The sequence below is a fragment of the Undibacterium sp. FT79W genome (genome assembly GCF_014284215.1).
GTDB lineage: Bacteria > Pseudomonadota > Gammaproteobacteria > Burkholderiales > Burkholderiaceae_D > Undibacterium > Undibacterium aquatile.
Window position 1 is genome coordinate 139516 of the sequence record NZ_JACOGB010000005.1, and the last position, 12440, is coordinate 151955.

Below are 12440 nucleotides of genomic sequence, written 5' to 3' on the forward strand. Positions count from 1 at the left end.
ATTTCGAATAAAAAATCTGATCTCTATAAAACTCCCACCAAACTCCTTCCTCCCGCCGTTCTTTGCACCATGATTTTCGTTGCAATGCGTTCGGTCATTTCCTGTACATGTGAGATGACGCCGACTTTGCGGCCTTGGGCTTGCAGGCTATCTAAGGCATCCATGGCGACTCTGAGAGTATCGGCGTCAAGGCTGCCGAAGCCTTCGTCGATGAACAGCGATTCGACTTTCACGCGATTGCTGGAAAGTGAGGCCAGGCCGAGTGCGAGGGCGAGTGAAACGAGGAAAGATTCGCCGCCGGACAGCGAATGCACAGAGCGGTTTTCGTCGCCCATATCCTGATCAATCACCATCAGACCCAGGCTGTCGCGTATGCGTTGCAGACGGTAACGCCGCGCCAGCTGATGCAGATGTTGGTTGGCATAAGCGAGCAGCACATCGAGTGTGTATTGCTGCGCATAATTGCGGAATTTCTTGCCGTCCTGCGAACCGATCAGGTCGTTGAGCTGCGCCCAGATGCGCTGGCGGTGTTGTTGCTGCTGCATTTCCTGCAGCAGATCGGCGGACTGCTGGCGACGCGCATCGTCCTGTGCTTTGGCAAGCTGATGTTGCCCCAGATACTGTTGCGCTTGCTGACGTTCGCTATGCAGGGTCTGCAGACATTGTTGCAAATGGGCGATGTGTGCCGCATTGCTGTTATCTTCTTTTGAGGCTTGTTCTGCCAACGGTGCGCTGTCGTCACCGTTGTTGCTGGTTGCTGTGGTGTTGTCGCTATCTTCGGCGTCAGCAACATCTGGTAGCGGCAATGCTGCCGGACGCTGTAATTGATGGGCACTGCTTTGCTGGCGGCGTTCCTGCAATACCGTCGCCGCCTGCTGGCGTGCATTGGCAATCGCTTGCAGTGCGCTGCGTTCGGCGCTGATCCATGCATTGTCGTGCTCCAGCAGCGTGCGCAACTGCGCTTCGGTGAGGATGCTGCTGCCAATCGATGCAGTATCCTCATCGCCATGATCACTTTCAACCTCGCTGTGTTTAGCATTGGCAGCCTGAGCATTGTAGTGCGCTAACCAAGCAGTCAGTTGCGTGTGCGCGTTGATGGCTTCCTGTTGATGCTGATTGTGCCGCGTCTGTGCCTGCGCGAGTGCTTCGGTGTTGCGGCTTAGCTGTTGCTGGCTGGCGCTGGTGGCGATCGTATGTTGCGCCAACTGGTCTTTCGCCACTTGTATAGCGTTGGCAAAACGCGCGCTGATGACAGCCACGGCTTCACCCTGAAACAGCGTTCGGCGTTGCTGTTGTTTATCGTTGAGCGCGCGCTCGCTGTTGCTGAGTGCCAGCGCAATACCTTGCTGATCATCGTTTGCCTTTTGCTGCTGAATGCGGCTGCTTTCCAGACTGATATTCAGAGTTGCAATGCCAAGTTCAGCTTGCTGATGCGTTTGCTGCTGCTGTTGCCAGGCGAGGGCATTTTGTTTGCACTGCTGCTGGAAGGCGATGGCAGACGCTTGCCAGTGGTCGCGCCAGGATACTTGTGCATCGTTGCTATCATCGCTGATGATATCCGTGACGGCGAAAGCGGCATCGAGTTCATACAATATGTCGTCAAGGCGGGTGCGGCTGTGTATTGCCTGTTCCGCGTTACTCGCGCGCTCTGCGACGGTGTTCGCCAGCGCGTTCAACGCAATGCTGTGTGCTTCTTTTAATCCGAGATATAACTGATGTCCCTTATCCCATGCGGCTTGTGCGGCATCTTTGGCCTGCAGAGCTTGATAATAAACGGCCTCGCTTTTTTGTATTTCTGCGATATGGATGTGAAGCGCTTGCTGCTGTTGTTCCAGTGATTGCCATGTTTGCAGATAAGGTAATTCATCAGATGCGGCGAACGCAAACATGGCGTGTTGTTGCCACTGCGCCTGCTGGTGTGCGATCTGCTCGTGCAGGGTACTGAGTTCCTGCTGAAGTTGTGCAAGCTGCTGGCCGTGTTGTGTGGCCAGTGTGTGGTGGTGGCTGGCTTGTTCGCGGGCGAGCTGTTCTTGTTGACGGCAATCCTGCACCTGCGCTTGCAGTTGCGTGAGCAACGCATGCAATTGCGGATTGCTGTCGGCCTGAGCATACGGATGCGCCGTTGCGCCGCACACAGGGCAGGGCGCTTCATCCTGTAATTGCGCACGCAGACTTTCTACATTGTCGGCACAGGCTGCTTCCGCGCTTCTGAGTGCGCGTTCCGCTTGCTGCAAAGCGGCGCTTAATGCAGGTAATGTCGTGCTCGCTTGCACGCGCGTAGCTTGTGCGGCAGTGACCGCCAGTTGCGCCTGCTCTGCTTGTGTCTGCACGTTTTGCAGACGCGCATGGCGTTCCTGCAACTGTCCCAATAATTGCATGCCGCTGCTGAGCAGTTCGCGTTTTTCTTCAGCGCTTTGTTTGTCGCGACGGAGTACATCGATATCTATCAGGGCGAATGCCTGCGCGGTTTGCTGGCGCTGCTGATCGGCTGCAACCAGTGCTTCTTCTGCAGTGTGCAGGCTGGTTGCGTGCTGTGCCACTTGCGTTTGCTGCGTTACTTGTTTTCCATCCAGTGCGAGGATATTGGCCTGATAGCGTTCGTGGTCGGCGCGGGCAACGGCGGCTTGAGATAACAAGGTATCCCATTTATCCCAATGTTCAGCGAGCACACGCAGCGCAGCGTGTTGTTGCAACCATTGCGCCGAGTGTGCCAGACGCTTTTGCAACTCGCCGAGTTCGTTTTGCCTGCTTAGACATGCCGTGTTGGCGTCACTGCATGCGAGATCGGCTTGCTCTTTACTTTGCTGTAAAGCCTGATGCGCAGGCAGCATGATTTCTATGCTGGCATCCAGTGCTTTTGCCTGATCGAGCAAGACGGCAGCGGCAGCTTGTTCCTGTTCTCTGTTTTGCAATTCGCTTTGCGCGAGAAGGAACGCTGCCTGCGCTTGTTGTTGCGCCTGTTGTGCTTGCAGCAGTTGATGCTGCGCAGCTTCTATCGTCGCCTGATCTTGCACGATCTCGCGTTGCAGGCGGGTGATGTCGGCGAACAAAGGGCGGGCGCTTTGCACCTGATCAAGTTGTTCCAGCAAGCGCTGGCGCGGGATGCTGGTGGCAGACTCCTGCTCGCTTTCCTGCAAATCGGATAGCGCGGCTTGCTCGCTTTGTGCAAATTTTTCAGCATCCTGATGCCAGCGCAGATGCAGTTCAATCGCGGCGCTGTGGGCATCCAGTTTTTCCAGTGTCGTCAGTGCGGCAGCGATCTGCTGTTCCAGCGACGCGCGTGCTTCATCGCTCAATGGCTGATTGTCGGCCAGGCGACTTTGAAAACGTTCCAGTGCTTCGCGTTCGCCTTTGGCGCGCTTGAATGCACTTATCGACAGTGCAGAATAAATGTCGCTGCCGGTGAGTGTTTCGAGTAATTCACCACGCTCGTTATCGTCGGCTTTCAGGAAGCTGGAAAATTCATTTTGAGCGAGCAGAACAGCACGCGTGAATTGTTCAAATTTGAGTCCTATGCGTTTGACGATTTCATCTTTGACTTCCGTTTTTTTTCCGCCGATCGCCAGCATTTCTGGCAATTGATGCAGCGTCATCGTGGTTGGTTGCAAGCTGCCATTCGCCTTGTTGCGCGAGCGGCGCACGCTCCAGCGCGCACGGTAATTGATGCTATCGTTGCCGGTGAAGTCCACTTCGGCGTAGCCTTCGCCAGTGCCTCGGCGCAGCAGGTTGCCGGTGTCTTGTTGCGAGATCAGTTCTTTGCCATCCGGCAGGGTTTTATTGCCACCGGCTTTTACCAGACGCGGCGTGTTTTCATACAAGGCCATGCAGAGCGCATCGAGCAGCGTGCTCTTACCTGCGCCAGTGGCGCCGCTGATGGCGAATAAGCCTGCGGAACGCAAGGGTTCCTGTTCAAAATCGACGACAAACTCCCCCGCCAGTGAGGCCAGATTTTTACCGCGGAGTGCCAGAATTTTCATGCCTGCACCTCCGGCGTTGCCAGCAATAATTCAGCAAAGGCAGCACTGATTTCCGGCGGTGTTCCGCTCTGGTTGTCATCACCGAATTTGCTTTGATACAGACGATCAAAAATTTGATCCGGATGCAGGCGTTCCAGTTCGGCTAGTGCAACATCGGATGTTGCACTGGCTTCTCTTTGCGCAAAACTGGTGTCGATTTTAGCGAGACGCACAGGTTTGCCTTCGATCGCCTGTTCTATCGCTGCGCGCAAACCGGGTTCCGGTGCGTTCAGCCGCACGCGTACTTCCAGAAACGGCATACGTTCGGCGGGAGTATCGTGCGGGATATCCAGCGCGGTCAATGCCACCAGCACTTGCGCCAGCGGTGCCGGTTTTTCCGGCACGCGCAATAAGGCGACGGCACGCGGCACATACAGCGGCGTGATCGCGCTGACCTGATTTTCCTGCAGATCGACGCGTAATACCTGATGGCGATAATCCACTTCGGCGAACGACAAGGGCAGCGGGCTGCCGCAATAACGCAAGTGTTCCTGCTTGCCGATTTTTTGTGCCAGATGCAAATGCCCGAGCGCTGCGTAAGCGACATTGCTGTCGAAAATAGTCGCCGATAAAGCTTCGGTGCCACCGATGACAATGCGGCGTTCGGATTCTTCAGAAATTTCACCGCCCACCATATGGCAATGACCCAGCGCGATGATGGCTTGCTGCGGCTCGCGTATGTCGATGGCATGTTGCAAGACCTGACGATACAAAAGCGCGATACCTTCCATATACGGATCATTGGCCTGTTCTATGCGCGGCACATCACCCGGACGCAGGAACGGAATGGCCATACACCATGCGGCAATATCACCGTGCGCATTTTTCAGCGGTAGCAGCAACGATGCGATGTCGATGCTGCCATCGGCTAGACGCGGCACGAAACCGATGACAGTCACACCGAGACTATCAAGTAAAGGGGCCGGTGCTTCAAGACGTCCCGGCGAATCATGGTTGCCCGCAATGATGATGATCTGTAATTGCGGCAGGCGGGTTTTGCTTTGCTGCAGAAAACGGTAGAACTGTTTCTGGGCGGCGGCAGACGGATTCGCAGTATCGAAAATATCGCCGCAAATCAGCAAGGCATCGGTTTGCTCGCTGACCAGCGTGTCGCTCAGCCAGTCGAGAAAAGCCTGATGTTCAACACTGCGGTCAAACTGGTGCAGAGTCTGGCCGAGATGCCAGTCGGAAGTATGAATGATGCGCAAGGGAAGCCTTTTAATGCGGTAGCGGTGCGATGTCAATCTGCCTGGGTTGCCATGTTGCGGTGGCTTTCCGAAGCGCGGCGGACATCGCTGTGCGTTTAAATGTATAGCGATGACTTTACCAGAGCTGTCTGCAAAATGGCGGATGAGATGGCAGAAGACCTGACGATGAATGCCCTATATTTTATGCGCTTCACAGGCCAGAAATAGCTGGAAAGGCGCATATTTATTCAGGGATTCAGCAGCGTTTGCAGATCCGGGTGCGGTGTTTGCAACTCTTTGAGGATGCGGGCGCTGTCGCTTAATAATTGCTGGCGTTGTCTGTCGCCGCCAGCATCATGCGGAAATGCCGCCAGCAATCGTTCAGGGATATTTCCTTCGCAGACACCGCTGTACGCGCATTGCTCGGTCGCCTGGAGGCTGTCTGCAGCACATGGATAACCGAGCTGACACGCCGCCAGCGTGAATGCCTGCGCGCGTATGCTGAGCGCGGCTTGTTGTTCTTCATCGAGGCTATTGCTGCGCAGATAGGTGTTGACAAAGCCGCGCAAGGATTCCAGCGCCTGCGGATTACGCGTCGCTAATGCGGCGTTGGCCGCTTGCATCGCGGCAGCGTACTGCTCTTGCTGCAGCAATTGGCTTGCGCGTTCACCCGCTGTTCTGACCATGCCATCGGACCAATGGGCTTGCTGTATCTGTTGCTGTTGCCGTATCTCATCCGCAGAGAGTTGATCGAAATTTTTGCAACGTTCTGTCAATTGCTTATATGCGATTTTTTGTGGCGTGTTATCCGCTAGCAATTGCATCTGTTGGCGCAGGGTATCGCCACCGGTGCCTGCAAAATTTGGCAGACAGGTGCGCCAGGCGCGATAAGCCAGTTGCTGGCGTGCGGCATCCTGCGCATTTTTGTTTTGTTCAAAAATCGCGCGTAAATCTTTGCTTTGTTCCAGCGGGTCGGCAATGGCAGTGTTGGTGGTTAGTGTTTCAGTCGCTTGTGTGTCGTTGGTGCTGTTGTCGCCACTTGGTGCCGATGAACTGCCGTGCATGATTAATCTGATCGGCGCATGATCGCTGTCGCCAGAATTTTGCGTGGCGAATACCAGCACCAGCACGACGCTGCTGAGAAATAAAGAGAATGCCAGCAATTGTTTGTGGGACATGAAATGACTGTCGATGGCGGATTGATGTTGTATTGATGTTTTGATTGGTGTTCTGTGAAGCGGCTATCCGTCATGCAAGCGGATAGCCATTTTCATTTTTTACCTGCGTTGCACACTGCGTCACCGTCACCGTAAATTTTTCAATCTACGACAATTCGACCGTGACGAATGTCGTCAGCAACGCAACTCTCTCGGCATTATGGTTTAGCGATAAAAATATTGGTGCTTGGGCAGGTGCCGGCAACATTCGCATTCGTGACCAGCGATGTCGATGCCGGGAATTGGCTCAGATTATTTTTATTCAGATTGACCCAGACTTCAGTCAGATAGCTGACGCCATTGGTTTTGGTACATTTCAGCGACACTGCGGATGAGCCGCTGCTGCCGAATGATGTATTCGCGGCTGCCAGCAATTGCGAGCGCGACAAAGTTTTGCCGATGTTATTTGCGATCAGCGTGTTCAGCGCGGTTTGTCCCAGACGATTGCTCAGGCTGCTGGCATCGCCCCAGTAGTTGTCGGCTGTTTTGGTGCTGCAGCTGCCGTGTTTGAACCATTCATGTTTGTCGAGGCAGGATTGCACGCCTGGCATATAAGTGCTCAGCACCGACAAGGTGGAACTGCTGGCGCCGTAAGAATCCATGCTGCACCAGGCGCTGCTCGCATCCAGATCGATATCCTTTTGCGGAACATTGCAATATTGTGGATGGTTGCCATCGTAGGCATTTGGCCACAAGCCATGCAGAGACAGATGTGTGGCAGCGTAAGTGCCTTTCAGATTCTGGCATTCTGGTTTGCTGCTGTGGGTGACGCAAAAGCCAGGCTGCCAGGATGCCGCAAGTAAAACGAAGTCATACGATTGCGCTTGTGCCGCAACGCTGACCAGTATAGAAACACATATAGCGACTGACGCCTTGATAAGTTTAGACAACATAGATTTTCCCTGAGGTTAGTGTTTATTTGTTTTTAAAGCGAAATACACTGAGATGCCAGTGAAGTGAAAACGCATCGCTGAGACATGAATGCGCCGGATTTATCGCCAGTGTGGCGACTTCAGAAAGTTACCGTCAGGATATGACGTCAATGTGACAAATTTGTAATTTAAATATAACAACAATGAGCGATTGGCCCCATCAAACTATTTGGTGTGGCAAATGTTGTTTTATAACGATTTCTGCGAGATTGTCGAACTGTTGCCGTTGTGATGGCGACGCTGTTCGCAGTCATAGTCTGTCTACGGGTGGCGTTTTCTGTCGAAAACAGCAAAAAAAAGCAGCCTTATCAGGCTGCCGAATGGATGGTTAATCCGAGGGGAGACGTTCACATGTCTGACGCGCACTATATATGCAGAGTGTTACGTGGGTATGACAGTTGTGATTCGAACTGTATGCACGCATGCTGTTGCAAAGCTTGAAGATACGCACAGATCATTACGGTGATGCCGGAAACTGATGATTTTCTCTATATAAATAGTGATTATTCGCTGTATATTCTCATCTCCTATGTCTTTATAATGCCCGCTCAAAATTCGCGGGTTTTTTTATTGGTTTCCTGACACACGCAACTTCATGAATACACTTATCTGGTTCGTTATCCTGTATTGGGTTATCTCGGTTGGCATAGGCCTGTATGCGGCGCGCTATGTGAATAACTCTAAGGACTTTGCTGTTGCCGGACGCTCTTTGCCGATGTACGTGGTGACTGCCACCGTATTCGCGACCTGGTTCGGGTCAGAGGCGGTGCTGGGTATCTCCTCCACTTTCGTCAAAGAAGGCTTGAAAGGCGTGGTGGCAGATCCGTTTGGTTCCTCTTTGTGTCTGGTACTGGTCGGGTTGTTTTTCGCCAAACCGCTGTACCGCATGAATCTGCTGACGATAGGCGACTATTACCGGAATAAATTTGGGCGCACAGTCGAAATTCTGGTCACTTTGTGTATCGTGATTTCGTACCTAGGCTGGGTTGCGGCGCAGATCAAGGCGCTGGGGCTGGTGTTTAACGTGGTCTCCGGTGGTTACATAACCATGGAAACCGGCATGATCATTGGTGCAGCCAGCGTGCTGATTTATACGCTGATGGGCGGTATGTGGTCGGTGGCGATTACCGATTTTCTGCAAATGATCATTATCGTGGTCGGCATGGTCTACATAGGCTGGGAAGTTTCCGGCATGGTGGGCGGTGCAGGCGTCGTGATCGAACATGCGGCGGCGGCGGGTAAATTTGAATTCTGGCCGTCGCCGACAGCAAGAGAAATGCTGTGGTTCTTTGCTGCCTGGATCACGATGATGCTGGGGTCCATACCGCAGCAGGACGTTTTCCAGCGCGTTGCCTCATCGAAAAACGAAAAAATTGCAGGGAACGCGTCGATACTCGGCGGCGTTTTGTATTTTTGCTTTGCGTTTATTCCTATGTTTCTCGCGTATTCCGCCACGCTGATCGACCCTGGCATGGTGAATAGTCTGATCGATAAAGATTCGCAGTTGATCTTACCGACGCTGATCATGAATAAAGTGCCGATGCTGGCGCAGGTGATGTTTTTCGGCGCTTTGTTGTCGGCGATCAAGAGCTGCGCCAGTGCGACCTTACTGGCACCATCGGTTACTTTTTCAGAAAATATACTGAAACCATTTTTCCCGAAACAGTCAGATAAACAGTTCCTGTTGATGATGCGGGTCGTGGTACTGGTATTTACCGCAATCGTGACCATCTTTGCAATGAATACCGAGTCCAGCATTTATAAGATGGTGGAAAATGCTTATAAAGTGACGCTGGTGGCTGCGTTTGTACCGCTGGCGTTCGGTTTGTACTGGAAACGGGCAACGGCGCAGGGCGGGCTGGTATCGATTATTTTCGGCATTACTTGCTGGGTTGCGCTGGAACTGACCGCACCGGAAGGTTTCTGGCCGCCGCAACTGGTCGGCGTGTTGATGAGCATGGCGGGAATGATCGTCGGTTCGCTATTACCGCAATACAAGGGCGGGGTGAAAACGTCGTTACGCTGATTCCCAGCTTGTGGCGGCACTTTTTGTCCGCCTCAGCGATGTCGCCAGCCAGTGACGTTGGGCCGGCTCAGCGCTACCGAGCACACCGCTTGTTGATGCAATGCGCAAATTTCAGTTGAAAACCTTTATAATTCAGGGTTTTATCAGTTTTTTTAGGGCGAGAGTATGCCGATTTACGCTTACCGTTGTGAAGAGTGTGGTTTTGCCAAAGATGTATTGCAAAAGATTTCCGATGCACCGCTGACAGATTGCCCTTCTTGTGGCAAAGCATCATTTAAGAAACAAGTCACTGCCGCTGGCTTTCAGCTTAAAGGTTCGGGCTGGTATGTCACGGATTTCCGTGGCGGTTCCGGCGGTTCGGCAGGAATCTCAGCACCGGCTGTGCCGACAGATGGCGGTAGTGCCGCAGGAAGCGCCCCAACGGCGACAGAATCATCGGCCACACCAGCAGCACCGGCTGCGGCCAGCGACAAGACATCGACCTGAGCGTTGTCAACGATGCACATGAAACACTACTTAGACTGAGCTTGACTGAACACTATGCGTAAATACTTTATTACCGGTTTGCTGATTCTGGTTCCTCTGGGTATCACCTTCTGGGTGCTGCACGCCATTATCACGACCATGGATCAGTCTTTGCTGCTGCTGCCGGAGCAATGGCGGCCTGAAGTGGTGTTTGGTACCAAGGTGCCCGGTCTCGGTGCCTTACTGACAGTGTTGATTGTTTTTGTGACAGGCTTGCTGACACGAAATTTCATCGGCAATTATGTTGTGCGTATCTGGGAAGGCTTGCTAAACCGGATTCCGATTGTGAATTCGATTTACTCCAGCGTTAAACAGGTTTCCGATACCTTGTTTTCGTCATCCGGCAATGCTTTCCGTAAAGCCGTGTTGATTGAATATCCGCGCCGTGATTGCTGGAGCATCGGTTTTCTGACCGGTGTGCCGGGCGGCGATGTGGTCAATCATCTGCAAGGTGATTTTGTCAGCGTGTATGTGCCGACAACGCCGAACCCGACCTCAGGTTTTTTCCTGATGGTGCCGAAGGCGGATGCGATAGAGTTGGATATGAGTGTCGATGCGGCGCTCAAATATATTGTTTCCATGGGCGTGGTGGCTCCCGAGCATCTCCCCACCGAGAAGAAATAAAGATCTTGCAGCCACAAGCTGCCGCTTGATCAACTCATTTTAAATTTTGAATACAGACAGGTAAGAAATTATGTCCATGCGTACCCATTACTGCGGCCTCACTACTGAGGAATTACTCGGCCAAACCGTCAGCCTGTGCGGCTGGGTTCATCGTCGTCGTGATCACGGCGGTGTGATTTTTATTGATCTGCGCGACCGCGAAGGTCTGGTGCAGGTGGTCTGCGATCCTGATCGTGCAGATGTTTTTGCTGCTGCAGAATCCGTGCGTAATGAATTCTGTCTGCGTATCACCGGTGTTGTACGCAGCCGCCCTGAGGGAACCGGTAACGCGAATCTGAAATCCGGCAAGATCGAAGTGCTGGCACACAACGTTGAAGTGCTGAATCCTTCCGTTACGCCACCATTCCAACTGGATGACGACAATCTGTCTGAAACTACACGCCTGACCCACCGTGTACTCGATCTGCGTCGTCCGCAAATGCAAAACAATCTGCGTCTGCGTTACAAAGTGGCGATGGAAGTGCGTAAATTCCTCGACGCAAATGGCTTCATCGATATCGAAACACCGATGCTGACCAAATCCACACCGGAAGGCGCACGTGATTATCTGGTGCCGTCTCGCGTGAATGCGGGTAACTTCTTTGCGTTGCCACAGTCGCCGCAGTTGTTCAAACAATTGTTGATGGTGGCTAACTTTGACCGTTACTACCAGATCACCAAATGCTTCCGTGATGAAGATCTGCGCGCTGATCGTCAGCCAGAATTTACTCAGATCGATTGCGAAACATCGTTCATGAATGAGCAGGAAATCCGCGACATGTTTGAAGGCATGATCCGTCTGGTCTTCAAAAACACGCTGGATATCGACCTGCCGAATCCATTCCCAGTGATGGACTTTGCCGAAGCGATGGGCCTGTATGGTTCCGACAAACCGGATATGCGCGTCAAGCTGCAATTCACTGAATTGACGGATGTGATGAAGGACGTGGATTTCAAAGTGTTCTCTGGCGCCGCCAACATGAACAATGGCCGCGTGGTTGGTTTGCTGGTGCCGGGTGGCGCGAACATGCCGCGTTCCGAGATCGATGCGTACACGCAATTCGTTGCGATTTATGGCGCAAAAGGTCTGGCCTACATCAAGGTCAACGAACTGGCAAAAGGCCGTGACGGTCTGCAGTCGCCTATCGTCAAAAATATTCATGACGCTGCATTGACAGAAATCCTGGCGCGCACTGGTGCCAAAGACGGCGATCTGATTTTCTTTGGTGCAGACAAAGCCAAAGTTGTTAACGATGCGATCGGTGCGCTGCGCGTCAAGATTGGCCACAGCGAATTCGGCAAAGCCAATGGCTTGTTTGAAGATGTCTGGAAACCATTGTGGGTGATTGATTTCCCGATGTTTGAACATGATGAAGAAAATGATCGCTGGACAGCAACGCATCATCCGTTCACTGCTCCGAAAGATGGTCATGAAGACTTGATGGAAAGTGATCCGGGCAAGTGTATCGCCAAGGCTTACGACATGGTGCTGAATGGTTGGGAACTCGGCGGTGGCTCGGTTCGTATTCACCGTGCAGATGTACAAAGCAAAGTGTTCCGTGCATTGAAGATCGACGATGCCGAAGCGCAATTGAAATTCGGCTTCCTGCTGGACGCATTGCAATACGGTGCGCCTCCGCATGGTGGTCTGGCGTTTGGTCTGGATCGTATCGTCACGATGATGACTGGTGCAGAATCGATTCGCGATGTGATCGCTTTCCCGAAAACTCAGCGTGCACAATGTCTGTTGACGCAAGCACCATCGGAAGTCGACGAAAAGCAATTGCGCGAATTGCACATCCGTCTGCGTGCGACAGAGCCAGCAATCAAAGCCTGAATTATTTCAGATTAAAAAAAGCGCGGATTCCGCGCTT

Annotated in this window: 8 protein-coding genes; 4 read left to right on the forward strand and 4 right to left on the reverse strand. The window is 52.8% G+C overall.

Going from position 1 to position 12440, the window contains the following annotated elements; translation table 11 throughout:
- Positions 1-23: 23 nt before the first annotated feature.
- The 4 genes from H8K38_RS10310 to H8K38_RS10325 all read right to left on the reverse strand — a co-directional run bounded on the left by H8K38_RS10310 (position 24) and on the right by H8K38_RS10325 (position 7313).
- The gene (locus H8K38_RS10310) at positions 24-3977 is read right to left on the reverse strand and encodes an AAA family ATPase (RefSeq protein ID WP_186884746.1); all 3954 of its coding nucleotides are present in this window, start codon (positions 3975-3977) and stop codon (positions 24-26) included.
- Positions 3974-5224 (reverse strand): exonuclease SbcCD subunit D C-terminal domain-containing protein, encoded by a 1251-nt coding sequence (locus H8K38_RS10315; RefSeq protein WP_186884747.1) that lies wholly within the window; start codon positions 5222-5224, stop codon positions 3974-3976. The genes H8K38_RS10310 and H8K38_RS10315 overlap by 4 nt, the downstream gene beginning before the upstream one ends.
- A gap of 227 nt (positions 5225-5451) precedes the next feature.
- The gene (locus tag H8K38_RS10320; RefSeq protein WP_186884748.1) at positions 5452-6381 is read right to left on the reverse strand and encodes a hypothetical protein; all 930 of its coding nucleotides are present in this window, start codon (positions 6379-6381) and stop codon (positions 5452-5454) included.
- A gap of 197 nt (positions 6382-6578) precedes the next feature.
- Positions 6579-7313, reverse strand: a complete 735-nt coding sequence (locus H8K38_RS10325; protein WP_186884749.1) for a ribonuclease — start codon at positions 7311-7313, stop codon at positions 6579-6581.
- Positions 7314-7947: 634 nt separating this feature from the next.
- Here H8K38_RS10325 and H8K38_RS10330 point away from each other — a divergent pair.
- From H8K38_RS10330 to aspS, 4 genes are all read left to right on the forward strand, one after another.
- Positions 7948-9378 carry a sodium:solute symporter family protein gene (locus H8K38_RS10330; protein ID WP_186884750.1) on the forward strand — a complete coding sequence of 477 codons (1431 nt, stop codon included), beginning with the start codon at positions 7948-7950 and terminating at the stop codon, positions 9376-9378.
- A 165-nt stretch (positions 9379-9543) separates the two neighbouring features.
- Positions 9544-9864 carry an FmdB family zinc ribbon protein gene (locus H8K38_RS10335; RefSeq protein ID WP_186884751.1) on the forward strand — a complete coding sequence of 107 codons (321 nt, stop codon included), beginning with the start codon at positions 9544-9546 and terminating at the stop codon, positions 9862-9864.
- A gap of 54 nt (positions 9865-9918) precedes the next feature.
- Positions 9919-10527 (forward strand): DUF502 domain-containing protein, encoded by a 609-nt coding sequence (locus H8K38_RS10340; RefSeq protein WP_186884752.1) that lies wholly within the window; start codon positions 9919-9921, stop codon positions 10525-10527.
- A gap of 70 nt (positions 10528-10597) precedes the next feature.
- On the forward strand, positions 10598-12403 hold the full coding sequence (gene aspS, locus H8K38_RS10345) for an aspartate--tRNA ligase (RefSeq protein ID WP_186884753.1): 1806 nt from the start codon (positions 10598-10600) through the stop codon (positions 12401-12403).
- The last annotated feature ends 37 nt before the right edge of the window (positions 12404-12440 follow it).